This window comes from Billgrantia endophytica, from assembly GCF_002879615.1.
Classification (GTDB): domain Bacteria; phylum Pseudomonadota; class Gammaproteobacteria; order Pseudomonadales; family Halomonadaceae; genus Halomonas; species Halomonas endophytica.
Genome location: NZ_PNRF01000013.1, coordinates 34,220 through 59,095, shown reverse-complemented (window position 1 = coordinate 59,095; position 24,876 = coordinate 34,220). Strand labels below are relative to the sequence as shown.

25 protein-coding genes are annotated in these 24,876 nt (G+C 61.2%); 13 read left to right on the top strand and 12 right to left on the bottom strand.

Annotated elements, in window-relative coordinates:
- Positions 1 to 7: 7 nt before the first annotated feature.
- The 8 genes from C1H69_RS06925 to C1H69_RS06890 all read right to left on the bottom strand — a co-directional run bounded on the left by C1H69_RS06925 (position 8) and on the right by C1H69_RS06890 (position 8,641).
- Entirely contained in the window at positions 8 to 988 is a 981-nt protein-coding gene (locus C1H69_RS06925; protein WP_102652679.1) for an ABC transporter substrate-binding protein, read from the bottom strand.
- 31 nt (positions 989 to 1,019) lie between these two features.
- Complete coding sequence (locus C1H69_RS06920; RefSeq protein WP_102652678.1) at positions 1,020 to 1,787, bottom strand: ABC transporter permease; 768 nt, start codon at positions 1,785 to 1,787, stop codon at positions 1,020 to 1,022.
- 3 nt (positions 1,788 to 1,790) lie between these two features.
- The gene (locus C1H69_RS06915; RefSeq protein WP_102652677.1) at positions 1,791 to 2,561 is read right to left on the bottom strand and encodes an ABC transporter ATP-binding protein; all 771 of its coding nucleotides are present in this window, start codon (positions 2,559 to 2,561) and stop codon (positions 1,791 to 1,793) included.
- A complete protein-coding gene (locus C1H69_RS06910; protein WP_205738429.1) occupies positions 2,558 to 3,289 on the bottom strand; it encodes a GntR family transcriptional regulator in 732 nt (243 codons plus the stop codon). The genes C1H69_RS06915 and C1H69_RS06910 overlap by 4 nt, the downstream gene beginning before the upstream one ends.
- Before the next feature lie 792 nt (positions 3,290 to 4,081).
- The gene (locus tag C1H69_RS06905; protein WP_102652676.1) at positions 4,082 to 5,668 is read right to left on the bottom strand and encodes a gamma-glutamyltransferase family protein; all 1,587 of its coding nucleotides are present in this window, start codon (positions 5,666 to 5,668) and stop codon (positions 4,082 to 4,084) included.
- A 26-nt stretch (positions 5,669 to 5,694) separates the two neighbouring features.
- The gene (locus C1H69_RS06900) at positions 5,695 to 7,020 is read right to left on the bottom strand and encodes a TRAP transporter large permease (protein ID WP_102652675.1); all 1,326 of its coding nucleotides are present in this window, start codon (positions 7,018 to 7,020) and stop codon (positions 5,695 to 5,697) included.
- Between the two features lie 3 nt (positions 7,021 to 7,023).
- Positions 7,024 to 7,455: a TRAP transporter small permease subunit gene (locus C1H69_RS06895; RefSeq protein ID WP_276308753.1), complete on the bottom strand. Its 432-nt coding sequence runs from the start codon at positions 7,453 to 7,455 to the stop codon at positions 7,024 to 7,026.
- A 79-nt stretch (positions 7,456 to 7,534) separates the two neighbouring features.
- A complete protein-coding gene (locus C1H69_RS06890) occupies positions 7,535 to 8,641 on the bottom strand; it encodes a TRAP transporter substrate-binding protein (RefSeq protein ID WP_102652673.1) in 1,107 nt (368 codons plus the stop codon).
- Here C1H69_RS06890 and C1H69_RS23240 point away from each other — a divergent pair.
- The gene (locus tag C1H69_RS23240) at positions 8,640 to 8,828 is read left to right on the top strand and encodes a hypothetical protein (RefSeq protein WP_133154957.1); all 189 of its coding nucleotides are present in this window, start codon (positions 8,640 to 8,642) and stop codon (positions 8,826 to 8,828) included. The genes C1H69_RS06890 and C1H69_RS23240 overlap by 2 nt on opposite strands.
- Positions 8,829 to 8,962: 134 nt before the next feature.
- Here C1H69_RS23240 and C1H69_RS06885 read toward each other — a convergent pair whose 3' ends face one another.
- Both C1H69_RS06885 and C1H69_RS06880 read right to left on the bottom strand, forming a co-directional pair.
- Positions 8,963 to 9,493, bottom strand: a complete 531-nt coding sequence (locus C1H69_RS06885) for a chromate transporter (RefSeq protein ID WP_102652672.1) — start codon at positions 9,491 to 9,493, stop codon at positions 8,963 to 8,965.
- Positions 9,490 to 10,071 (bottom strand): chromate transporter, encoded by a 582-nt coding sequence (locus C1H69_RS06880; RefSeq protein ID WP_102652671.1) that lies wholly within the window; start codon positions 10,069 to 10,071, stop codon positions 9,490 to 9,492. Before C1H69_RS06880 ends, C1H69_RS06885 begins: the two co-directional genes overlap by 4 nt.
- Before the next feature lie 168 nt (positions 10,072 to 10,239).
- Between C1H69_RS06880 and C1H69_RS06875 the strand changes: the two genes are divergently transcribed.
- Positions 10,240 to 10,908, top strand: coding sequence for a GntR family transcriptional regulator (locus tag C1H69_RS06875; protein ID WP_102652670.1), 669 nt, complete (start codon positions 10,240 to 10,242; stop codon positions 10,906 to 10,908).
- A 2-nt stretch (positions 10,909 to 10,910) separates the two neighbouring features.
- On the opposite strand, the gene C1H69_RS06870 is transcribed toward C1H69_RS06875, so the two are convergent.
- Together C1H69_RS06870 and C1H69_RS06865 are read right to left on the bottom strand one after the other, a co-directional pair.
- On the bottom strand, positions 10,911 to 11,528 hold the full coding sequence (locus C1H69_RS06870) for an IMPACT family protein (protein ID WP_102652669.1): 618 nt from the start codon (positions 11,526 to 11,528) through the stop codon (positions 10,911 to 10,913).
- Positions 11,528 to 11,998 (bottom strand): LexA family protein, encoded by a 471-nt coding sequence (locus C1H69_RS06865; protein WP_102652668.1) that lies wholly within the window; start codon positions 11,996 to 11,998, stop codon positions 11,528 to 11,530. The genes C1H69_RS06870 and C1H69_RS06865 overlap by 1 nt, the downstream gene beginning before the upstream one ends.
- Positions 11,999 to 12,200: 202 nt before the next feature.
- On the opposite strand from C1H69_RS06865, the gene ccmA reads away from it, so the two are divergent.
- The 11 genes from ccmA to zipA all read left to right on the top strand — a co-directional run bounded on the left by ccmA (position 12,201) and on the right by zipA (position 24,805).
- Positions 12,201 to 12,845 (top strand): cytochrome c biogenesis heme-transporting ATPase CcmA, encoded by a 645-nt coding sequence (ccmA, locus tag C1H69_RS06860; RefSeq protein WP_102652667.1) that lies wholly within the window; start codon positions 12,201 to 12,203, stop codon positions 12,843 to 12,845.
- Positions 12,846 to 12,867: 22 nt separating this feature from the next.
- Complete coding sequence (ccmB, locus tag C1H69_RS06855) at positions 12,868 to 13,572, top strand: heme exporter protein CcmB (RefSeq protein ID WP_240609851.1); 705 nt, start codon at positions 12,868 to 12,870, stop codon at positions 13,570 to 13,572.
- Positions 13,573 to 13,586: 14 nt separating this feature from the next.
- Positions 13,587 to 14,327, top strand: coding sequence for a heme ABC transporter permease (locus C1H69_RS06850; protein WP_102652665.1), 741 nt, complete (start codon positions 13,587 to 13,589; stop codon positions 14,325 to 14,327).
- The gene (gene ccmD, locus C1H69_RS06845; protein ID WP_102652664.1) at positions 14,327 to 14,566 is read left to right on the top strand and encodes a heme exporter protein CcmD; all 240 of its coding nucleotides are present in this window, start codon (positions 14,327 to 14,329) and stop codon (positions 14,564 to 14,566) included. The genes C1H69_RS06850 and ccmD overlap by 1 nt, the downstream gene beginning before the upstream one ends.
- Positions 14,556 to 15,068, top strand: a complete 513-nt coding sequence (gene ccmE, locus C1H69_RS06840; protein WP_102652663.1) for a cytochrome c maturation protein CcmE — start codon at positions 14,556 to 14,558, stop codon at positions 15,066 to 15,068. The genes ccmD and ccmE overlap by 11 nt, the downstream gene beginning before the upstream one ends.
- A 12-nt stretch (positions 15,069 to 15,080) precedes the next feature.
- Positions 15,081 to 17,090 (top strand): heme lyase CcmF/NrfE family subunit, encoded by a 2,010-nt coding sequence (locus C1H69_RS06835; protein ID WP_102652662.1) that lies wholly within the window; start codon positions 15,081 to 15,083, stop codon positions 17,088 to 17,090.
- On the top strand, positions 17,087 to 17,614 hold the full coding sequence (locus tag C1H69_RS06830) for a DsbE family thiol:disulfide interchange protein (RefSeq protein WP_102652661.1): 528 nt from the start codon (positions 17,087 to 17,089) through the stop codon (positions 17,612 to 17,614). The genes C1H69_RS06835 and C1H69_RS06830 overlap by 4 nt, the downstream gene beginning before the upstream one ends.
- The gene (locus C1H69_RS06825; RefSeq protein ID WP_102652660.1) at positions 17,605 to 18,078 is read left to right on the top strand and encodes a cytochrome c-type biogenesis protein; all 474 of its coding nucleotides are present in this window, start codon (positions 17,605 to 17,607) and stop codon (positions 18,076 to 18,078) included. The genes C1H69_RS06830 and C1H69_RS06825 overlap by 10 nt, the downstream gene beginning before the upstream one ends.
- Positions 18,075 to 19,301, top strand: coding sequence for a c-type cytochrome biogenesis protein CcmI (gene ccmI / locus C1H69_RS06820; protein ID WP_102652659.1), 1,227 nt, complete (start codon positions 18,075 to 18,077; stop codon positions 19,299 to 19,301). The genes C1H69_RS06825 and ccmI overlap by 4 nt, the downstream gene beginning before the upstream one ends.
- Positions 19,302 to 19,306: 5 nt before the next feature.
- The gene (gene smc / locus C1H69_RS06815; protein ID WP_102652658.1) at positions 19,307 to 22,801 is read left to right on the top strand and encodes a chromosome segregation protein SMC; all 3,495 of its coding nucleotides are present in this window, start codon (positions 19,307 to 19,309) and stop codon (positions 22,799 to 22,801) included.
- Between the two features lie 225 nt (positions 22,802 to 23,026).
- Positions 23,027 to 24,805: a cell division protein ZipA gene (gene zipA, locus C1H69_RS06810; RefSeq protein WP_102652657.1), complete on the top strand. Its 1,779-nt coding sequence runs from the start codon at positions 23,027 to 23,029 to the stop codon at positions 24,803 to 24,805.
- The last annotated feature ends 71 nt before the right edge of the window (positions 24,806 to 24,876 follow it).

Here is a 24,876-nt window from a genome sequence, read left to right as displayed (position 1 = left end):
ATCAATCTTATTGATTGGTAGCGAGTTCGTAGGGTCGGGTGGCGAATAAGTCGTCCGGCATTTCTTCTCTTATGACACCATTATCCATAAATATCTGATGCTGCAATGTCAGCGTGTCGATATCTTCCGGCTCAAGTGAAATTCTATACATTTCATCCCACAACCCGGCATAGACTTGTGCATCATGTGCCGGCAGGTTGGCATTTTCCTGAAGAATGTGTGCGACTTCATCTTGGTGATTACTTCCCCATTCTAAGGTGTCGCGCAAGGCGGAAATGACATTGGCGATGATTTCAGGATTGTTGTCGACCAAGTTGCTAGAGACGGCGCCAACGCCAATATAGGGTACAGCGTCGGATTGGGTTAGCTTGCTCCATTCTTCAGCAAAACTACCTAGCTTACGGACCTTTAAGTCATCACTAAGCTGCTCAACCGTTACCGCTCTGAGTGCCGCTGCATCGACTTGCTCCTGAGCGATAAACTGAACTAGCCGGGATTCGTTTCCCCCTATCAATGAAAAATCGTTGGACGAGATTCCATAGTTTTCCTCGAGGATGGCGCTAGCGATAACCGCTACTGATGATCCTTCTGGAGACATACCGATTGACTTTCCTCTGAACTCCGAGATCGACTGGATGTTCGAATCTTCCGGTACCACGAAATGCACATTTGCAGGTTGTGTAGCGGCAAATATTTTTATTGGTATTCCCTCAGATGCCGAGTTCAGAACTCCGGCTGCTGGTGCCCCAAAGGCTAAATCAATTGATCCTGAAGCCAAAGCTTGCATCGGCGCATTGACACTGGGGAAGTGCATGAATTCCGCTTCTACCCCTCGTTCTGCTAAGAAACCTTTCGCTTCAAGTACGGAGCCATAGCCCAGGCTGACACCGCTGGTCCAGTAGCCGATTCGAATTATATCATCAGCTTTAGAAGTCATGGAAAGCAGTGCTCCCGCAGTCATGGTCGCAATCAAGATAGACTTTTTCATTTCGTTATCCTTGGTATGATAGAGGGGTTGTTTAAGTGGTTGCCTTCCAGCGGAACAACCTTTTTTCTAGTGGCTTTAATACACTGGATTCGATGAATAGCATCATCATGACAAGCAATAGGGTCCAAGCGAACACTTGATCGGTTTGCACTAAGTCTGCCGCTTGCCGTAATCGGTAGCCGATACCTTCGGATGCACCAATGGTTTCGGCTACCAGTGAGACACGCCAGCCGAATCCGAAAGCTAACCTGGCGCTGGAAAAAAAATAAGGAAGAATACTCGGAAAAACTATCTTACGAAGAATCGCCAGTTTTGACATGCGTAAGCTCAACGCCAGCTGAATGTACTGTCGATCCACTGTTTGCACTCCTTGCCAGACATTGGTTAGGATCAGAGGCATAGCTGTCATGAAAACTACGAAAACCGTTGTGGCATCCGAGATGCCGAACCAGATAATGGCGAAGATGGCCCAGATGGCAGATGACACAGTGTTGATCACAGCAAGGACTGGCTCAAAAAATCTTGCCAATATCTTGTTGGCACCGAGGAGCAAGCCGAGGGTAGCTCCTACGATCATCGCTAGCGTAAAGCCGAGGAGTACGCGTCGGAACGTGGCACTTACATCGTTGAGAAACGATGGTGTTTCAAACAACCTTCGAACGGCTTCGATAACTCTTTGTGGTCCCGGCAGTATGAAAGCAGGCATTTGTAGAGAAGCCAGCCACCATACAATAACGAACACGGAAACAAGAACGAGACGTTGTAGAATCAGGCTCCAATGTTGATTGATGATAGACATGGGTCAGACCTTCAATCTAAGCTGACGAATCTTCTCCGCAACCAACGGATCGGTCGGTACGCGGGGATGAGAAAGCTGGTTTGGCTCGATCGTGGCAACTCTTCCTGGAGAAGGAGCTAATACGACTATCCGGTCAGCGAGGACTACCGCTTCTTCAACATCATGGGTTACAAGAAGAACACTCACTTTCCGCTCACGCTGAAGCCGGAGAACTTCAGTGTGCATCAGACTTCGCGTCAGGGGGTCGAGTTTTGAAAAAGGCTCGTCCATTAAAAGAATGCTAGGGTTTATGACCAAGCTGCGAGCTAATGCAGCACGACTGCGCATTCCCCCGGATAACTGATATGGCCAAGCATGAGCGACTTGTTCTAACCCCACGATTTTTAATACTTTCATGGCGCGTTGTCTGCGTTCGTTAAAACTTGACGAGCCGGTTTCCAAGCTTAAGCAAACATTTTCTATTATACTCCTCCATGGTAATAATCGGTCCTCTTGGAACATGTATGCGATAGAGTGCCAGTCAGTGTAATTCTTGGATATGACTCCTTCGATAGATACTGTGCCTTGATCAAAGGGCAGTAATCCCGAGATAATATTGAGCAGAGTGCTCTTGCCGCATCCCGACCTTCCCAGTAGGGCAACAATTTCTCCCTCTGACACATCTAGGCTGATGCCTTCAAGCACTTGAGTGTTGGAGAATTTCTTCCCTACTCCATTGAGAGATATCGCAGCTTTACCAAGTGTTTTCGTTTTTGTCTTCTCCTCGGTAGTCATCCAAAAATCCTTCTGTCAATCAAGGGTAGTATCGTTTTAGATGATTTTAATGTCGAGTATAAATGCTCATATGTCATTTTCTGAAACGTGTGTATGTGCTGTTTTGTTATAGATTCCACCTTGTCGCTATCTTCTTTAATGAATGCCTCTATCATGGCATTATGGTCATGTTTTATTTCTGGTTGCGTTCCTTGGACATTGTAACCCAGAGCGACCAGGCGTGACATTTCATTCATTAGTCGTGAAAGTGTTAAAAATAAGCGCTGATTGCCCGACGCTTTTGCAATTTCCAGATGAAATAGCTTGTTGGCGTCCATGAATATCCCGATCCGCTCCGGTAAAGTGACTTTATGACGCTGACGGCAAGCCGCTTCTAGCTGCTTAAGGCTTTCGATGTTTACTTTTCCGACAGCCAAGCGTGCCGCCAAAGGCTCCAATTCGGCTCGCATGGTAAATATCTCTTCTACATCTTGGAGAAGAATAGGGGAGATTCTATAACCTTTTCTTGGTCGGGAGATAATCAGGTTGTCGTGAGCAAGACGAGCAAGAGCACTGCGGCAGCTGTTCTTTCCAATTCGATAGGTTTCCATCAGCATTGGCTCGGTCACTGTCGAATCGGGTAATAGACGACACGAAATAATATCTCTGTGTATACGATGATAGGCATCATCAGCCAAGTTGGAGGTGCCGCCTGGCACAATCTCTAGGCTTCGGTTAGTCATATTCATAAGCTTCCTCCCTGTGCGAGGCCAAACACGAAGACAAAGCCAATAGTGTTGACCTGATTCGTGTTTTGATAGCTCGCGTGCTGCAGGAAAGGGTAAACCTAGAGGGTCTTACCGTTTTTATTATTCAAATACATTGTAAGTCCTATTCATTGGAATGATAAATATTGTTTTGTGCTCGTCCTGGCTCTTTATATGACGATTTTTTATTTTGTGAGCTGCTTAGCGCTCCAGTGTCAGGATGACTGTCGTGCCCTCTGATACCCTATTTTTATAAACCGACCAAGGGGCGAAAGGAGACGTTCATGCCTCGCTATTCCGAGGAATGCCGACAAGCCGTGGTGGCCAAGCCGCTACCCCTCACAACCTCTCCCCGCAGGAGGTGGGGGAGTAGGGGGGGATCTCGTTGGGTCCGTCTACAAGTGGCGCAAGGGAATCCATGCCGAGGGTCGCTGTCTGCCCGCCTCCCTCCCTCCTTGGGGTCAAGGGGCGGACGGCTGGTCCTTCCGGGGCAAGTACACCGCTGTGGTAGAGACCGATGAATGCTCAGGGATCATCTAGTATTGTCGGCGCCGCGTGTCTATTCCGAGCAGTTGGACCACGGCGCCGAACCAGATATGGACGTGGGATTGTTCGTGATGGGCGGACCCGTCAAGAGGCAGCGCTACTACTCTGGTATTGACGTCGAGTCTTCTTGGTCATGAACACCTCTTTCGTCTCCATTATGAGACTTATCGGGGCGTTCGTTCGCTGCAGTGGACCACGTCATAACGCTGAATACAGGCTCCTTGGGATCTAACAGGCTGCGGCGCCGCCGTCGCTACGCGGGTCGTGAGCGCCTTCCATCAGGCCATCCGGGTGCAATACGATGCCACCGGCATGGCCCATGGTATCGCTGAAGGCTGCGTCCAGTATTTCCACATCGTGGCCAGCAGCGCGCAGAGCATCGATGGTCGGCTGGGCAATGCGTGCTTCGAGCTTCAGATTGGTGCTGGTTTCTCCCCAGGTGCGTCCGAGCAGCCAGCGGGGTGCGCTGACGGCCTCCTGGAGTGGCATGCCGTGCAGGGCGTAGCGAGAGAATACCGCAGCCTGGGTCTGGGGCTGTCCTTCGCCGCCCATGGTGCCGTAGACCATCGTCCGACCGTCCTTGAAGAGTGCCAATGCCGGATTGAGCGTATGAAAGGGTTTGCGGCCCGGGCCGAGGCCGCGCAACGAGTCGGCATCGAGAGAGAAACCGATGCCACGATTCTGCCATAGCACGCCGCTTTCGGGCAGTACCACACCGCTGCCGAATTCCCAGTAAATGCTCTGGATGAAGCTTACTGCGCGCCCCTCGGAATCGACAGTGCCCATCCAGATGGTGTCGCCAGGGGCTGGCTCGTGGGGCCAGGGCAGGGCACGGGCCATATCGATCCGGTCGGCTTCACGGGTGATCACCGCATCGCTGAGCAGGTCCTGCAGTGGTGTGGGCAGGCGCTGAGGGTCAGTGACATGCTGATCGCGCAGGATAAAGGCTCGCTTGGTGGCTTCGATCAGACCATGCAGGTGGGCCACGCTCTCGCCTTCGGCGACCTTCAGTCGTTCATAAAGTGCCAGAATCAGCAACGACGCGACGCCCTGGGTTGGCGCAGGCAGGTTGTAGAGCGTGGCGCTATTGAGCGCGACTTCCAGCGGTGTGACGTACTGGGCGCGATAGTTGGCGAAGTCGGCCTGGCGCAATGGGCTGCCCAGTGTTTCCAGGTCGCGGGCCATGCCGGCGGCCAGCTCACCGCGATAGAAGTCGTCCAGCCCGGCATCGGTCAGACGTTCGAGGGTGGTCGCCAGGCGTGGCTGACGCAAGCGGTGGCCTTCTGACGGCACGTTGCCGTCGACGAGGAAGGTATCGCCGAAGCCGGGGCTCTGAGAGAGATGTCGCTGGTGCTTGGTGGCCAGCTGCTGCTGGCTGGCCGAGACGGCAACGCCCTGGTGAGCATGATGGATGGCATCGCCCAGCAATCTCGTCAGCGTCAACCCCCGGCCCCAACCGCTGGCCACGCTTAGTGCTGCATCCCAACCACCGACGGTGCCGGCCATGGTCAGTGCCGACAGGGGGCCGCGCTCGGGAATGGTATCGTGGCCGTCATAGAGCTCGGGTGTTGCCAAGCCGGCGGCGGGGCCACAGGCATCGATGGCGACTGGTGGCTGGCCGGGTTCGTGGATCAGCCAGAAGCCGTCGCCACCGAGGGCGTTCATGTGGGGGTAGGCCACGGCAATGGTAGCGGCGGCAGCGACCATTGCCTCGACGGCGTTGCCGCCCTCCTTGAGGATGTCGCGGCCGGCTTCGGCGGCGAGATGATGAGGGGCTACGCACATGCCGCCATAACTGCGTCGAGTGTGAATCATGCAATACCCTTGATTGTTCGTCATGCTTACCAGCCTATTGCCACGGGTAGCCAGGTGGCGATGGGTGGAAATACGAATACCACCCCCACTGCCAGGACTTGCAAGGCAATGAAGGGTATCGCTCCCTTGTAGATATCCAGGGTGCTGACCTCTTTGGGAGCCACGCCCTTGAGGAAGAACAGCGACCAGCCGAACGGCGGAGTCAGAAATGAGGTTTGCAGGACCAGGGCGACCAGTATGCCCATCCAGACCACATCCACTCCCATCTGGACGAAGAATGGCAGGAACAATGGCAAGGCGATATAGGTGATCTCGATCCATTCGAGGAAGAAGCCCAGCACGAATACCAGCAGTAGCATGAACAGTAGGGAGCCGGTGGTGCCCCCCGGTATCCAGTCGAACATCCGGCCTACCAGGTGTTCGCCGCCAAGCCCGCGGAAGGCGAGGCCGAATACCTGTGCACAGATCAGAATGAAGAACACCATGGCCGAGATGAGCAGCGTGGCCTTGACTACCTGCGCCAGCAACCTGATGGTCAGTCGACCGGAGAGGCCGACGAACAGCAGTGCACCGAACGCCCCCATGGCCGCTGCCTCCGTCGGTGCCGCGATACCGCCGATGATCGAGCCGAGTACGGCTACCACCAGGCCCACCGGCGGGCCGACCACCAGCACCAGCTTGCGCAACAGCTGTCTCCGAGACAGCGCCGCGCGCTCTGCCGCCGGGATCGGCGGCATCAGGTCCGGGCGAAGGGTCGCCAGTACCAGAATCGCCACGAGATAGATCGTGGCCAGAGTGAGCCCGGGGACCATCGCCGCGGCAAATATGGTGCCCACCGACTCCCCCAGTATCTCGGCCAGCAGGATCAGCACCAGGCTCGGAGGAATGATCTGGCCCAGGGTGCCCGAGGCGCAGATCATTCCCGTCGCCAGTGCCTTGGGATAGTCACGCCGCAACAGTGTCGGCAGGGTCAGCAGGCCCAGGGTGACGATGGTCGCCCCGACGATGCCGGTGGCCGCACCCAACAGGACGCCAACCAAGATGATCGCCACGCCCATGCCGCCGGAGATATTCCCGAAAAGATGCCCGACGACATCGATCAACTCTTCGGCGAGTCGTGACTTCTCCAGCATCACCCCCATGAATACGAACAGCGGTATCGCCATGAAGGTGTAGTTGGTCACCACGCCATAGATGCGCGACGGCAGGAGGTTGAACAGGGAGGGGCCGAAGCCGACATAGCCAAAAAAAAACGCCGAGATGGCGATGGCGATTCCAACCGGTAAGCCAACCAACAGCAGCACGAAAAATGTCGCGACCATGCCGATCGCGAGCAGTTCGTTGGGAGACATCGATCATTCACCTCTCGGCGTAAGGGCAAACCCGTGACGCAGTGCGTGGGCCAGGCTCTGGAGGGCAAGCAGTACGAACCCGAGCGGGATAAAGGCTTTCAGCGCCCACCGCCAGGGCAGGCCACCGGGATTGGGCGATCCCTCGTTTCGCCCCCAGGACTGGATCAGCCAGGGTAATGACAGCCAGGCGATGTAAAGCCCGATACCCATCAGTAACAGCCCGCCCGTCACCTCGATCGCACGGCGCAGCCCATCGGGAAAACGTTCGTAAAACACGTCCACCCGTACCTGCTCCCCGCAGTAAAGGGCATAGGACATGCCGAAGAGCGCAATGGGGGAAATCAGGTGCCATTGCAGTTCCTGCAGCCAGATAGCCCCCATCCGAAACAGAGAACGCATGACAACATCTCCGGTGACCAACAGAACGAGCACCATGCAGGTCCAGGCAGCGACCCAGCCAAAGAACCAGACCACCGCCTCAAGCCCTAGAACCAACCGTTCTACGGCTCTCATCTCAAACGACTCCCAGGATATCTTTGAGCCATGGGCCTTCACTGATGGCCGCCCAACGGTCATGGTTGGCCTTGAAGGTCATGTAGCTATCGTGAACCCTGCGCACCAGGGGGTCGGCATTCGCTTCCGTTTCCAACGTGTCGAGGGTGGCTTCGCGCAGTGCATCCACGACAGGAGGGGGCAGCACGGACGCCGTTACACCGTGATTTTCCACCAGGTCGGTCAGTGCCTCACCATTCACCGCCTCGGACCAGCTCAAGCTTTCCAGGCAGGCAGCCTGGCAAACGGTGCGTACGATCATCTGCAGGTCTTCGGGCAGGTTGTCCCAGTGAGATTTCGAGATCAGCAACTCGCCGGTGGTGGCCGGTTCGTGCCAGCCGGTGGTGTGGTAATATTTGGCGGCATTCTGCAGCCCCAGGCGTCGGTCCTGATAGGGGCCGACGAACTCCGCCGCATCGATGACGCCGCGTTCCAGCGCGGGGAAGATTTCGCCCCCCGGAAGTGCCCGTGCGTCCACTCCAAGGGCGGAATAGACTTGACCCGCCAGCCCGGGGATCCGCATCCGCAGGCCGTTCAACTGGCTGACGTCCTCGATCGGCTCACGGAACCAGCCTGTCATTTGCACGCCGGTATTGTTGAGCGGTAGGGCAACCAGGCCGTAGGGCTCATAGACCTCCTGCCACAGCTCGAGACCGCCCCCGTGGTACAGCCAGGCCATATGGCCCATATAGCTCATGCCGAAGGGCACAGTGGTGAAGTACTGCGCGGCAAAGGTACTACCGGACCAGAAATAGCTGTTCGCTGCATTCATCTCGATGGTGCCGCTCTGCACGGCTTCGAATCCTTCGAAGGCGGGGATCAACTCGCCGGCGGCAAAGTGCTGGATATTCAGCCTGCCACCCGACATGGTGTTGATCTTCTGGATGACATCGGTGGGGCTGCCGGGGCCTACGGTATAGAACGGAGCACTGGGGCCATAGGCATTGGTCATGCGCCAGTTGAAGGACTCGGCAGGCTGGGCCCGGGCAATGGCGGGTGCGCCCATGATCATGCCGGCAGTTGAGGAGACAGCGGCGGTAGTCAGGAATTTGCGACGCGAGAAGGTCATGAAAGTCACCTTTGCAATTGTTATGGACGTGGTGCTGACATTCCTTGCTCTGCAAGCGTCATGCCATAAAATCGATTTTCTTTGTTATAAAGTATTTAAGGAAAAAACATCGGTCAGTGAAAGAGGCTGCCGGATGCTGCTCGCGCACCAAGATGGAGAGAGATCGGCCCGCAGGGGACCATCGTAATACGCCGAAAACGCCAAGCCGGGAATGAGGAAAATCATCCCGGCGTGGCGGACCAGTGCGCTAAGAGGTTGCTGAAAGGGAAGTGATCGGAAGAGAGGTGGCAGGAGAAAGACCGAAGAAGAGACGGGGTTTTCTCAGCCGAGGAACACTCCTCCATAGGCCAGGGCGGCCATGACCACGAAGGCCGGATGAGCGTTGAAGCGCAGCAATGCAATGGCGGCCATACCACCGATGATGAGGGTGTGGATCAGCCCCGCATTGGCCAGCCCCTCGCTGAAGAAGCTCCAGGTCAGCCAGGCCATCATCAGCGCGACCACCGGGCGTACCCACTGGCTCATGCGCTTGACGCGTGGCGAGTCGCGGTGGCGATAGAGCAACCCCAGGGCACCGAGCATCAGCAGCAGCGATGGCACCACGGTGGCCAGTACGGCGATTACGGCTCCGCTCAAGCCCGCCACCTCATAGCCGATGTAGCCGGCCATCTTGGTGTTGATAGGGCTGGGCAGCGCGTTGCCTAGCGCTAATGTTTCGGCAAATTCCTGGCTGCTCATCCAGCCATAGCGGCCCACTACTTCTGCTTCTATCAGGGGAATCGTCGCAGGACCGCCGCCATAGCCAATGATGTTAGGTATGAAAAAGGCCAGGAATACGTGCCAGTAAATCATGGCGCGTCCTCCCGCTTGGCTCCGGGGCTCAGCAGGGCGGTGGCCAGCAATAGCGCAATGACTACCCCCGGATGGACTCCGAGCACATAGATCAATACCCCGGCGGTAACCACCATGCCCAGGCTGATCATCCAGCCCAGTGATTGGCGCGATTTTGCCCAGAAATCCCAGGTCAACTGGGCCATCATCACCATCACCACCGGGACGACGCCCTTGCCCATACCGTGTATCCAGCCGATATCACGGTAGCGGGTGAAGGCTACCAAGAGTAGGACCATGATGATAATGGTGGGAAGAATCACGGCGAGCACGGCATTGATGCAGCCCAGGGTGCCGCCCAGACGATAGCCGATGTAACCGGGCATCTTGGTGGCGATGGGGCCGGGGAGGGTATTGCCGATGGCGAGGATATCGGCGAACTCCTCATCGTTGAACCAACCGTGTCGCTTGACGACCTCCTGCTGGACGAGCGGGATCATCGAAGGACCGCCGCCGTAGCCCAGCAGGCCCACGCGCAGGAAGGTCCAGAATAGATCGCGCTGGCTGGCGTGAAGCCGCTCGGTCGAGGAGTGGTTCATCGCCTAGCCCCGCCTGCGGCTGTTGTTGCCTGGTTAGAATGTGATTTTTTCATCAGTAATCGTCTTGGTATGAATAAATCGATTTTGAGATCGAAAAGTAGATTATTTTCCCCGCATGCGTCAAGCTTTGTCATCATTGAAAGGTCATCCCGTGGGGGGCGAAGCGAGATGGACATACCGCAGCGCAAGGAACGTAAGGAGAGTGCCACGACCTCCAGCAGAGTCTTCGACGCCATGCGTCAGGATCTGGTCAACGGCCGCTTCGCGGCTGGTGAGAAAGTGGCCATCAATGGGCTCAAGGAGCAGTACCGGGTGGGGCTGAGCCCTCTGAGGGAGGCGCTCAATCGACTGGCGGCATACGGCCTGCTGGTTCAGGAGAATCAGCGCGGCTTTCGTGTTCCGCGCCTCGATCGTCGCGAACTCGATGATATCGCGGGCATGCGTCGCGAGCTGGAGGGTATGGCGCTGGAGCGGGCTATTCTCAACGGCGATGCCGAGTGGGAATCGGAACTGCTGGCGGCGGCTCATCGCCTCAAGCGTGCGGATCTGTCTCTGGACAAGGTGGATGAGTGGGAGCGACTTCACGGACGTTTTCATCGCACGCTAGTGGCGCCCTGCGGGTCGGTATGGCTATTGCGCTTCATCGACCAGTTGCATGATCAGTTCGACCGTTACCGACGCATGGCTCCCGGCGTACCGGCGGTACGCCGGATCCTCGATGCCCAGCACGGTGAGCTGGTCGAGCTGGCGCTGGAGCGCGACGTCAAGGCGGCGCGGGCGCTACTCGAAGACCATATCGAGCGCTCCTACGAGGTGGCCTTGGGCAGCTGCAAGTAGGGTCAGGCGGTGACGTTGAGTCGCCCCTTGAGCCGCGAGGCCAGCTCATTCAGGTGAGCGCTGTCTTCGCCGGTGGGCCAGCCGACCTGAAGGGTCACGCCGCTGGCGTGATAGTCGGCGGCCTTCACGGGGATCTCCCGTTCGGCGAGCCAGTGGCGTGCCTCGGCCTCGCCGGCGAAATCGACCATCAGCCTCAGCGGGGTCCTTTCGGTCACCAGGCGCTGTGGGATCATGGCCAGGGCCTGACTCACGGCCTGGGTATAGGCTCGGGCCAGTCCCCCTGTTCCCAGTTTGGTGCCGCCGAAGTAACGCGTGACCACGCAGCCTACCTGGCCGAGGCCGGCGCCTTCCAGCACCTGGAACATGGGGCGGCCGGCGGTGCCGCCGGGCTCGCCATCGTCGGAAAAACCGATGGCGCTCTGTTCGCCGGGGGCTCCAGCGATAAAGGCGCTGCAATGATGGCTGGCGTTGGGGTGGGTCCTGCGGGCTTCTGTCAGCAAGACATTGAAGTTCGCCACGTCGGGGGCGTGACAGACCCAGGCGATGAAACGGCTCCTTTCGACGATAAGCTCGTGTTCCAGCCACTGGCCGGGGGCAATGTCGGGCACGGGGTAACGCATCAGTGGGTCAGCTCGCGCTGGCGCACCACCCCCATGACCATGCCGAGCACCTGGATATCGCTGTTCTTCAGGTAGATGGGCGGCATGCTGGTATTGGCCGGCTGCAGCCTCACCCCGGTCTTCTCGATATAGAGGGTCTTGAGGGTGACTTCCTGATGGTTGATCAGGACCACTGCCGTTTCGCCGTTCTCGGCGCTTTCCTGGCGCTCTATGATGATCACGTCACCATCGAAGATGTTGCAATCGATCATGGAGTCGCCGCGAACTCTCAAGGCGTAGGTATTGCGGCGCACCATGCGGGACGGAGCCCGAATGGAACCGTTGGTGGGGCAGGCTTCGATGGGCATGCCGGCCGAGACATCCCCCAGCAACGGGATCTCGACGAGGTCCACGCCCTCGATGCTGACCCAGGAATGGGCCAGGGGCAGGTTGGGACGTCGGTGCAGATAGTGCGTGGAAGCCTGCGACATGTGGCGTTTTCCTTCTGGACGAGCCTGTTGAAATGTACAGGTATCAAACATCATAGCAGCAGGGTGCCCGCTGGCAAGTTCCCTTGTCACAAACAACCCTTGACCTGTGGCAAGAGTGACGCCGTGACGCGGGCCGGTCACTAGCGGCAAAAACCCATTCCGTGTAGAGTTTGCGGCGAAAATGCCATTCCTGGAGAGAGCCGTGAGCCTGCGTCTGCAAGCGCGAAATCTGGCGTGTGAGCGCGACGACCGCTGGCTGTTCAGAGAGTTGGATCTGGACATCCGCACAGGCGAAATCGTGCGTGTCGAGGGTCCCAACGGCAGCGGCAAGACCACCCTGCTGAAAATCCTGTCCGGTCAGCTCGCCGACTATGAAGGGGATCTCTTCTGGGACGATCGTCCCATGCGTGATGCCCGTGAGTCGTTCCTGACCAACCTGCTTTACCTGGGCCATGCGCCAGGGGTGAAGGCGGCGCTGACGCCGCTGGAGAACCTGACCTGGTACCAGGCCATCGCAGGGCAGCCTCGGGACGAAGCCGCCCGCTACGCCGCCCTGGAAGACGTGGGCCTGGCGGGATTCGAGGACCTGCCGGCGGGTCAGCTCTCCGCCGGGCAGCAGCGGCGGGTTGCACTGGCTCGCCTGGTGCTGACGCCGCGTCCGCTGTGGGTGCTGGACGAGCCCTTCACGGCCATCGACCGTGACGGTGTCAATGCCCTGGAACAGAGACTGGTCGACCACGCTCGCCAGGGTGGCTGCGTGCTGGTGACGACCCACCACGAGCTGACGCCCTGTGCCGAGCTGCGCCGCATTCGACTCGGTGGGGGAGGCCTCGATGACGGGAACTGACGGCACATTGACAGGGAAAGCCATGACGCTGACGAGTGGGGAACCCCACGGTGGCCTGACGGTCGCATTCTGGGCGACGCTCAAGCGTGATCTGGTGCTTCTGCTTCGTCGTCGCAGCGAGGTGATGAACCCGCTGGTCTTCTTCGCCATCGTGATCACCCTGTTTCCGATCGGCATCTCGCCCGATCCGCAGCTGCTGGCGGCCATCGCTCCCGGCCTGCTGTGGGTGGCGGCCCTGCTCGCCGCGCTGCTGTCGTTGGACAGCCTGTTCCGGGCCGATTATGACGACGGCTCCCTGGAGCAGCTACTGCTGACGCCACAGCCGCTGGCTCTGCTGGCGCTGGCCAAGGTGGCCGTGCACTGGCTGCTGACTGGCCTGCCGCTGGCGCTGATGGCGCCGCTGCTGGGCATCATGCTGGCATTGCCGGCCGGCAGCTATGCCGTGCTGGCCGTATCGCTGGCACTGGGCAGTGCCAGCCTCAGCTTGATCGGTGCCATCGGAGCGGCGCTGACGGTGGGATTGTCCCGTGGCGGCGTATTATTGTCGCTGCTGGTACTTCCCCTTTACATACCGGTGCTGATTTTCGGCGCCGGGGCCGTGCAGGCCGCCATCTTGGGTGACGGTGTCATGGCGCATCTGGCGATTCTCGGCGCGCTGCTGGCGCTCGCGCTGATCTTGGCACCCCTGGCGATCGCGGCGTCGCTGCGTATCAGTATCAACGGTTGAGAGGTTGACGAGGCATGTGGGCCTTTATTCATAAGCTGGGTTCTCCCAAGTGGTTCTACGGTATCAGTGCACGGCTCCAGCCCTGGTTCTGGGTGGCGGCGCTGATCCTCATCGTGGTAGGCAGCATCTGGGGGCTGGCCTTCGCCCCGGCCGACTACCAACAGGGCAACAGCTTTCGTATCATCTACGTCCATGTGCCGGCCGCCTTCCTGGCCCAGTCCATCTTCGTATCGATGGCCGTATCGGCGGTGATCTTCATGGTCTGGAAGATCAAGATCGCCGATATGGCGGCTGCCGTGATGGCGCCTCTCGGGGCCGCCATGACATTCGTTGCACTGTTCTCCGGGGCGGTCTGGGGGGTACCCACCTGGGGAACCTGGTGGATGTGGGACGCGCGCCTGACCTCGATGCTGATCCTGCTGTTCCTCTACCTGGGAGTGATCGCCCTGCGCGGTGCCTTCACCAGCCGCGACAGCGCTTCCCGGGCCGCATCGGTGCTGGCCATGGTGGGGGTCATCAACATTCCCATCATCAAGTATTCCGTGGACTGGTGGTATACGCTGCACCAGCCCGCCACCTTCACCATTACATCCCGCCCGACCATGCCCATGGAGATGTGGCTGCCGCTGCTGATCATGGTGCTGGGCTTCTACAGCTTCTTCATCGCCCTGACGCTGATGCGCACCCGCAGCGAGATACTGCGCCGGGAAGCCAACAAGCGCTGGGTCCGTGAGCTGGCCGGGGAGGCGAACTGATGGCATTCGACACGTTGCAGGATTTCTTCGCCATGGGCGGCCACGCCCCCTATGTCTGGGCGGCCTGGGGCGTTACCGCAGCGCTGCTGCTGGGAACCGTGATACATGCTCGCGCCGAGCGCCGACAGCTGCTGCGGCAGCTTGCGCGTCGCGTTCGCCGTGAAAGCCGTCTGGCGACCCGGGCCGCCGGGGCGCAACCGATTCAAACTAGCAGGGGTGGAAGCACCAATGACGCCTAAACGTAAGCAGAAACTGTTCGTGATCCTCGGCCTGGTGTCACTTGCGGCAATTGCCGTGGGCCTGACGCTCTATGCACTGCGCTCCAACATCAACCTCTTCTTCAGCCCGATCGAGATCGCGGCCGGCGATGCGCCCTATGAACGCCAGATCCGGGCAGGCGGCATGGTGAGGGAAGGGACCGTCTCCCGAAATCCGGACAGCCTGGACGTCGAGTTCACCGTTACCGACTATGTCGAGGACCTTCGCGTTTCCTACAGTGGTATCCTGCCGGACCTGTTCCGTGAGGGACAGGGCGTGGTAGTGGTCGGCCAACTCCAGCAGAATGGCCTGTTCCGTGCCGACCAGGTGCTGGCACGTCACGACGAGAACTACATGCCGCCCGAGGTGGCCGATGCCCTGGAAGCGGCCGGCTATTCACCCGCCGACTTTCAGACCAAGGCCGCCAAGGTAGCCAAGCGCGTCGAGGAACGAGAGGAAAGTGAAGGCGCGAGCCAGTACTGATCCGGAGTGTCCATGCAGATCCAGATGATTCCCGAAATCGGCCATTTCGCCCTGGTCATCGCCCTGTTGCTGGCGATGGCCCAGACGCTGATGCCGCTGGCCGGCGCCTCCCTGCGCCGGCCGTTGCTGATGGCCTATGCCCGCCCCATGGCAAGCGGGCAGTTCCTGTTCGTGGCCATTGCCTATGCCGCGCTCACGGCCAGCTACATGCTGGACGACTTCAGCGTGCTCAACGTGGCCAACAACTCCAACTCCATGCTGCCCTGGTACTACAAGTTCAGTGCCGTGTGGGGCAACCACGAGGGATCGGTACTGCTGTGGAGCCTGATGCTGGCCGGCTGGGGCTTCTTCGCCGCGCGCTATTCCCGTGAACTTCCACGCGACATGGTGGCCCGGGTCATCGGCGTGCTGGGGGCGGTCTGCGTCGGCTTCCTGCTGTTCATCCTGATCACCTCCAACCCCTTCGAGCGCATCCTGCCCAACGTGCCGCAGGATGGCGCCGACCTGAACCCGCTGCTGCAGGACATCGGCCTGATCCTGCATCCGCCAATGCTCTACATGGGCTACGTGGGCTTCTCGGTGGTCTTCGCCTTCGCCATCGCCGCGCTGCTGGGAGGGCGCCTGGATGCGGCCTGGGCACGCTGGGCGCGCCCCTGGACCAATCTGGCCTGGGCTTTCCTCACGATCGGCATCGCCCTGGGCAGCTGGTGGGCCTACTATGAGCTGGGCTGGGGCGGCTGGTGGTTCTGGGACCCGGTGGAGAACGCCTCGCTGCTGCCCTGGCTGACGGGCACCGCATTGATGCACTCCCTGGCGGTGACCGAGAAGCGCGGCTCCTTCAAGAGCTGGACGCTGCTATTGGCGATTACCACCTTCTCGCTATCGCTGCTCGGCACCTTCCTGGTGCGCTCCGGCGTGTTGACGTCGGTACATGCCTTCGCCAACGATCCGTCCCGCGGCTTCTTCATCCTGGTGCTGCTCGGTATCACCGTCGGCCTGTCGTTGTTGATCTTCGCTCTGCGGGCGCCGCGGGTCAGTCACAAGACCAGCTTCAACTGGCTCTCCCGTGACGCCCTGCTGCTGATCAACAACATCATGCTGGTGATCATCACCGTCACCGTGCTGATGGGCACCGTCTATCCGCTGCTGCTCGACGCCCTCGACCTGGGCAAGATCAGCGTGGGCCCCCCGTACTTCAATGCCCTGTTCGTGCCACTCACCGTGATCATGTGCATCTTCATGGGTCTGGGGCCGATAGCTCGCTGGAAGCAGACCGACGCCCGCGCACTGGTCAAGCGGCTGTGGCTTGCCGGTGTCGCGGCGCTGGCCATCGGTATCATCATGCCGTTCATCTTCGGCAACGAGTGGAACGCCTGGGTCGCCATCGGCCTGGTGACCGCCATGTGGATCGTGCTGCCGATGTTCCGGGACATCTTCGAGAAGACCCGTCATGCACCGACGCGCCTCGCCGGGTTGAAGAAGCTGTCGCTGGCCTACTGGGGCATGCAGCTGGGCCATTTGGGTGTGGCGGTGACCATCATCGGTGTCGCGGTGGTATCCAACTACAACATTGAGCGCAACGTGCGCATGAGCATCGGCGACAGCGCCCAGGTGGCGGGTTATACCTTCACCATGACCGAGCTCACCAGCCGTCGCGGGGCCAACTTCCTGGCCGACCGCGCGGTGATCGAGGTGCAGCGTGACGGCAGCCGTCGCAGCTTCACCATGACGCCGGAGAAGCGGCTCTACATCGCCCGTGGCATGCCCATGACCCAGGTCGCCCTGCGCCCTGGCCTGTTCCGCGACCTCTACGTGGCCATGGGTGAAGATCTTGGCGACAACAGCTGGGCCATGCGCGTGCAGTACAAGCCGTTCGTGCGCTGGCTGTGGCTGGGCGGCCTGCTGATGGCGGGTGGCGGTGTCCTGGCCGTGATCGACCGTCGCTATCGTCGATTGGCGACGTCTCGCGACCCGGAAGAAGAGGCAGCGACCGTGGCCAAGCCCCGGGAGGCCACCGCATGATCCGTCGTCTGCTGCTGCTGCTGCCACTGATCGGCTTCCTGGTGCTGTCGGTGTTTCTCTACCAGGGCCTGTCGCTGAACCCGTTTCATCGCGATTCCGCCTTGATGGCACGGGACTTCCCGGTCTTCGACAAGGAAACCCTGGAAGATCCCGAGCGCCGGGTGGATGAGTCCCTGTTCCGCGGGCAGGTCACCCTGGTCAACGTCTGGGGCGAGTGGTGTCCGGAGTGCAAGCGCGAGATGCCGCAGCTGCTGGACCTCGCCGACCGTGGCATCCGCCTGGTGGGCATCAGCTACAAGGACACCCGTGAGAAAGGCATGGGTTTCCTGCAGGATTTCGGCGACCCCTTCGAAGTCAATATCTTTGACCCCGAAGGCGACCTGGGCTTCGAGCTCGGCGTCTACGGGGCGCCGGAAACCTTCCTGGTGGATCGCGACGGCATCATCCGCTATCACCATACCGGCTATATCTCGCCGGAAGACATCCGTAAACACATCCTGCCGGAGGTGGAAAAATGGCAGTGATTCGATTGACGCTCGCTGGCCTCGCGCTGTTGCTGATGGCCGGCCTGGCGCAGGCCGGTGCCATCGAGGTCCGTGAATTCGACGACCCGGTCATGGAGCAGCGCTACCGTAGCCTGACGGCTTCCATGCGCTGCCCGACCTGCGAGAACCAGGCCATCAACGATTCCGACGCGCCGGTCTCACGCGACATGCGTGACCGTATCTACATGATGCTGCAGGACGGCAGAGCGGATATGGAGATCCGCGATCACATGGTCGAGCGCTTCGGCGACTACGTGCTGTATAACCCGCGCCTGGATGGCCGCACCTATCTGTTGTGGGGGCTGCCGGGGGGCCTGGTGGTGTTCGGCGGCATTCTGGTGGTCCTGGTCGTGCGGGCGCGGCGTAACGCCTCGGCTCGCGCCCTGAGCGAGGAAGAACGCGCGCGTCTCGAGGCCCTGATCAATCGCGGGAGAACCCCATGATCCTGTTGTGGATTGCCTTTGCCGTCCTGCTGCTGCCCGCCCTCTGGCTGCTGGTCGCCCCGCTGCGCCGGGCACGCCTGGTCTACGATGCCCAGACCGCCTTCGAGACCAACGACCAGTCTGCGGAGCAGAACGTGTCGATCTATCGTCGCCGGCTGGCATCGCTGGAGGCCGCGCTGGAACGGGGCGATATCGACCAGGCGACCTTCGAGGAGGATCGCCTGGAGCTCGACCGCAGCCTGCTCGAGGACACCGAGTCCCTGAAGCGTGGGCCGCTGCACTCGCCGACATCCGGGCGTTTTGTCGTGCCACTGGTGGCGGTGGCCGTGGTGATCGTATCGGTGGTCTGGTATCAGCAGCATGGGGCCGAGGGAGACCTGGCCCTGTACAACGCCTACCAGGAGAGTGATTCCCTGCCGACGCTGGTGGAGCGCCTGGAAGGCGAGGCGGCACGTCAGCCGGGCAATCCCAACGTCTGGGCGTCCCTCTATCCCATCTATCGCGACTCCGGCCAGGGCGACAATGCCCTGAATGCGCTGGAGAACCTGATCGGTCTGGAAGGGCGGGTACCATCGCTGCTGGCACAGAAGGCGCAGCTGAAATTCTTCATGGCCGACCGCAACGTGACCGCCGAGGTACAGGCACTGGTCGATGAAACCCTCGAACGCGACCCCCGGGAGCCGACCATCCTCGGCATGCTCGGCGTCCAGGCATTCGACAGCGGCGACTATGAACTGGCCATCGATAACTGGCGGCGTGCCATCGCCGGCATGTCCGACTCCAGTTCGTCGGAAGCCCTGCGTGAAGGGATTCGCATTGCCCAGCAGCGCATGGGTGTGGCACCGGAAGAGCCGGAGCCGGTTGCCCAGGGGCCCGGCATCAATCTCCGGGTGAGTCTGGACGAGGCCCTGCAGGGCCGGCTCGGTGACGATACCCGCGTGTTCATCGTGGCCCGGGACATGGAGGGCGAACTGCCTCCCCTGGCCGTGGCTCGGGTGACGCTGGGTGACCTGCCGACGACGCTGGTGCTCGACGACCGGCATGCCATGTCCGGCGAGGCGTCGCTCTCCCAGGTAAGCGAGGTGCGCCTGCTGGTGCGTGTCACGGTCAGCGGCGATGCCACCCCCGAGACGGGCGACATGTACGGCGACCTGGACGGCGTTGCCGTGGGGAGTGTCGACGGAGAACCCGCGGAGGTCGTGATCGACCGCGTCATCGAGTAGCCAGGATGCGACTCACCTCGATCCGCCTGAGCGGATTCAAGTCGTTCGTCGACCCGGTCACGGTACCCTTCGATGGCAACATGACCGCCATCGTGGGGCCCAACGGCTGTGGCAAGTCGAACATCATCGATGCGGTGCGCTGGGTCATGGGCGAGTCCTCGGCCAAGACCCTGCGCGGCGAATCGATGACCGACGTCATCTTCAATGGCTCCACCGCGCGCAAGCCGGTGGGGCTCGCTGCCATCGAACTTCGCTTCGACAACAGCGACGGCGGCATGGGCGGCCTCTACGCCCAGTACGCCGAGATCGCCGTCAAGCGCCAGGTCTCCCGCGACGGCCAGTCCGCCTATTTCTTCAATGGCCAGAAGTGTCGCCGCCGCGACATCGCCGATCTCTTCCTGGGCACCGGTCTCGGCCCCCGCTCCTACGCCATCATCGGCCAGGGCATGATCTCGCGTCTCATCGAGGCGCGGCCCGAGGAACTGCGTGCCACCCTCGAGGAGGCCGCCGGTATCTCCAAGTACAAGGAGCGTCGCCGCGAAACCGAGAACCGCATGCGGCGGACCCGCGAGAACCTGGAGCGCCTGGACGACATCCGCGAGGAGCTCGACAAGCAACTGGAGCGCCTGCGTCGCCAGGCCGAGGCGGCACGCCGCTACCAGACCCTCAAGCAGGAGGAACACCGGCTCAAGGGCGAGCTGGCGCTGCTGCGCGGCCGTGCCCTGCGTGCCCGGCAGGGCGAGGAGGAGACACGGGTCCGCGAGCTCGAAACCGCCGTGGAACGCGAGATCCTCGGCATGCGCCAGTGCGAGGCCCGCCTGGAGGAGGCCCGTGCCGACCACGATGAGCTGGCCGAAACCCTCGAGGCCCGCCAGGCGCGCTTCTTCGAGACCACCAACGCCATCGCCCGCCTCGAACAGACTCTGGAGCACGCTCGCAGTCGTGAAGCGCAGCTGGCGCGGGACCTGGAGAATGCCAGCCGGGAGCTCGCCGAACTCGATCTCCTTGGCGAGGATGACGACGAGCGCCTGGCTGGGCTGGAAGCGCGGCTCGAGACCGTAGGCCCCGAACAGGAGGCGCTCGCCGGACAGCTCGCCGAGCTTGAGGCCATGCTGGAGGAGGCCGAGCCGGGTACCGAAGAGGCCGAGATGGCCTTTGAAACGTTCAATGAAAGCTGGCGTGAAGCAAGCCGCGAGGCGGAGCGCGCCCAGGATCGCCTGCGCGAGCTGGAGAACCGGCTGGCACGACTGGATACCGACGAGCAGCGCCGTCGTCAGCAGCAGCAGGAACTGCCCGACCTTGCCGAGCTGCAGGCGCGCCGGGACGAGCTGCGTGAGCGGCTGGCCGAGTTCACCCTGGAACAGGAGAGCGTCGAGGCGCGACGTCGGCAGTTGCAGGAACAGCGTGATACCGCCCGGGCAGGCGCCGCGTCGCTGGAGCAGGAACGCGAAGCGCAGCGTGCCCGGCGCAGCACCCTTCAAGGTGAGCTCTCCTCACTGGATGCACTGATACAGGCCGCCCTGACCGATCCTGACGACGCGTTGGCAACGCATCTGGCCGACCATGGGCTGGGCAACGCACCGCGCCTGGGTGAGTCCCTCGAGGTCGATTCCGGTTGGGAGGCCAGCGTCTCCTGGGTACTGGCACCATGGCTCAAGGCGAGGCTCGCCACACCCGACTCCTTTCAGGCCGCCACGGGCGCGCCGCCCGCCGAGCTGGGAGCGTTATCCCCCGATACTGACATCAAGGTATCGCCCCGAAGCCTGGCGGCCCGGGTCCGGGGGGCCGGTGCGGCAGCGGCCTGGCTGGCGCCGATTCGTTGCGTGGAAGAGCCTCGACAGGCCTGGAGCGAGCGCCACACCCTGGCGCCTGGCGAAAGTCTGGTCACGCCGCAGGGACTCTGGCTGGGAGTCGACTGGGTCCGGCACCGGGGAGAGGGCGCGGGTCCTGACGCCCTGCTGGTCAGCCGGCGCCGCCGGAATGAAGTCGTCGCGGAACTCGACGAGGTGGAAACCTGTCTGACCATTCAGGATACGGCCCTTGCCGAGGAGCGGGAGAGGGTCGAGCAGGCGGATCAGGCCCTCGAGGCGATTCGGCAGGACGAGCGCCGCCTCGCCGCAGAACACCAACAGTTGGCGGTTCAGGACACTGGCCTGGCCAGCCGGCTCGAACACCTGAAGGGCCGTTCTGCGGAATTGACCGACGAAATAGAGGCTCTGCGTGAAACCGGGGAAGAGACGCGCTTGGCCATCGAACAGGCCCGGGAGCAGTGGCAACTGGTCATGGCCCGGCTGGAGGAGGGAGCCGAACGTCGTGAACGGCTCGAGCGTGCGCGCAGCGAGGCTCGGGAAAGGCTTGCCGCGCTGCGTGCCCGACAGCGTCCGCTGAACGAGCGTACCCAACAGCTGGCGCTGGAGCACGAGCGACTGCTCACCGAGCGTGCCGGTCTGGCCGAACAGCAAGGGCGCGCTGGCGACGCTCGACAGCGGCTCGCCGCGCGCTGCAGCGAGTTGGCGGAAGCCCTGGAGCGACTGCGAGAACCGGATGAAGAGCAGCGTGAGCGCCTCGACGAGCTGCTGCATCGGCGCGAACGCGACGAGCGCGACCTGAACGAGGTCCGTGGCCGGGCCGCCGAGCTGGTCGAGCGGTTGCGTGAGGATGAGCTGGCACGCCAGGGACACGAGCGTAACCTGGACGGCATACGCGAGCGCCTGCAGGAAGCCCGCATGCAGGTACAGGCACTGGCGCTCAAGGCCGAGACCCAGGACGAACAGCTACAGGAGCTGGGCCACGACGCCGCGGCACTGACGAAAACGCTGGACCCCGGCGCCACGGAATCCGCCTGGCAAACCCGGCTGGAGGAGGTCGGCGACCGGGTCCGACGGCTGGGCGCCATCAACCTGGCCGCCATCGAGGAGTATGACCAACAGGCCGAGCGGCGCGACTATCTGGAGGCTCAGCAGGCCGAATTGAATGAAGCGCTGGAAACACTGGAGAAGGCGATTCGTCGCATTGACCAGGAAACCCGCACCCGTTTTCGTGACACCTACGAGCGTGTCAACCAGGGTCTGCAGTCGCTTTTTCCTCGAGTCTTCGGCGGTGGAGCCGCATGGTTGACGCTGACCGGGGAGGATTTGCTCGATACCGGTGTCGCCATCATGGCGCGCCCTCCCGGCAAGAAGAACAGCACCATTCATTTGCTCTCGGGTGGGGAAAAGGCATTGACTGCCCTCTCTCTTGTCTTCGCCATCTTCCAGCTCAACCCGGCTCCTTTCTGTATGCTAGACGAAGTGGATGCGCCACTGGATGATGCCAACGTAGGACGCTATGCAAAGCTGGTGAAGGACATGTCCGATTCGGTACAGTTCATCTATATCACTCACAACAAGATCGCCATGGAAGCGGCGGAAAGATTGATGGGGGTGACCATGCAAGAACCGGGGGTCTCGCGACTGGTTGCCGTTGGGGTGGAAGAAGCGGCCGCCCTTGCTGAAGCCTGACAGGACTTGCAAGCGCGTATTAAACGCGATATCAGAAAGATCATCATGGTCGTATCGCTCTCTTGAAAAGTGATATGACAGGGAAAGGCGCAGGGTCGATTGGACTCTCAAGCGAGAATGCCTGGGCTTGACAAACAAAAAAAGTAGCCCTTTTTTTGGCAATCGCGCTATGCTGTTGACGGACATCCATCCGGCATGGCGCCCTAGTGATAGGCAAGACGACCCATGGAACTTAGAGAATGGCTGATCATTCTGGGGCTGGCACTGGTGACCCTCATCGTTGTAGATGGGGTTCGTCGCCTTAAACGCCAGCGCCGAGTGCCCCGCCTGGACCAGGTAGGGGATAACAGGAACCTCGACGGCAAGGGCACCGATGCGATTGCCGAGTCTGGGGATGACACCAACTGGGAACTGCCCAATGGAGGGGCTCGTGTTGTCAAGCCCGCCAGCTATGAACGCGTGCAGGGCAAGCCGAAGCTGAAGCGTCAGGAGCACCCCGGGCCGTCTCGGGTGCTGGCTAGCCTCCGGGCGGAACGGGCGCCGGTGTCTCCCGGGCGGCCCGAGCCCGGCCTGTCGAGTGCGAGCCTGTCGGATGACGTGGCAGCGCCCCGCAGTGGCGAAACGCCACTGCGGCCCGATGCTGCCCGGCGTGAACCCGCTGCTCCGATTTCGTCTTCGTCGGCTTCTGATGCCGGCCTTTCCGCGCGTGCAGAAGAAGCAGAGACCGCGGCCATGAGCGCCAGGGACGATGTTGCCGAGCCTGCTGCGCCTGAACCCGTCAAGTCCCGTTCCGCCGAGTCGCGGAGCGTAGAACCTGTGGTCCAAATGAGCTCGGAACCGACGGGCCAGACCCAGCGTCAAGACGAGGAAATCGCCGATGCGCGCGCGGAAGCCTCGGGCTCGCCCGAGGCACGGGCGGAGCGTCGTGAGCCGACGCTCTCTGCGCTGGATGACGACGAGGCGCCCGCCGCCACGGCTGCCGAGCCGCTTGCAGCCGATCCCGAGGATCATGAAGAACTCCGCGACGAAGACGAGCGCTACCGGCTCGTCGACCTGGAAGGCATGGGAGACTCCCTGAAGAGCGGCTCACGCCGCATGGGCCAATCGGTTCAGCGATTCGGCGTCTCGATGCAGCGGCGACTGGCCAAGCGTCGTAAACAGAAGCGCGAGGAGAAGTTGCGTCGCGAGAAGGCTCGTGCCGAAAAGGCCGCCCTGGATGCCCAGCGTCGTCGTGAGGCGGAAGCCGAGCAGGCGGCAAGGGACGCCGAACGCCGTCGCCTGGAAGCCCAGGCCATCGAGCAGGCCGATGACGACGATCCACTGTTCGCGCCACCGCGTCCACGGCACTCGGCGTCTCCGACGGCCCGAGACGAGGCGTTCGATCACAGCGCTGACAGCAGCTTCGAGCCGGTGTCTGGCAGCGCTGCTGCCAGGCCGGAAGACGTCGGTGCGGCCGAAGAGGCTGCTCTCGATGATGACGTGGTGCGTGCGCATCCGAGCCTGGCGAAGGCACTGCGCCACGATGTCAACGCCGAGCGTGCCCGGGATACGCTCAGCCATGCCGACGAAGTCATCGTCATCAGCGTTCTGTCCCGCCAGGAGGAGGGTTTCTCCGGCGAGGCGCTGCTTGACCTGATGCTGGCCTGCGGCCTGCGCTACAGCCGGGAGATGGGCATCTTCCACCGCTTCGAGACCGAGGATCCGGAAAGTGAACTGCAGTTCTCCATGGTCAACGTGCTCAAGCCGGGCACCTTCCCCATCGAAGCCATGGACGACTTCCACACGCCGGGCATCACCCTGCTGATGCCCTTGCCGGGCGCGCTGGACACCGCTGCCGCCTTCGAGGCCATGGTGGAGACAGCCATGGTCATCGTGCGTCACCTGGGTGGTGAGCTGAAGGACGAGAACCATAGTGTCATGACGGCACAGACCGTGGAATTCGCCCGTCAGCGCGTTCAGGAGTTCGAGCGCCGCAACCGCCTCAATCGCTACCAGGTCAATTGAAGGCCTGCACGAAGCCAGCTGCTGCCTGCCGTACCGACAACCCCGTGAGCGATCACGGGGTTGTCTTGTTG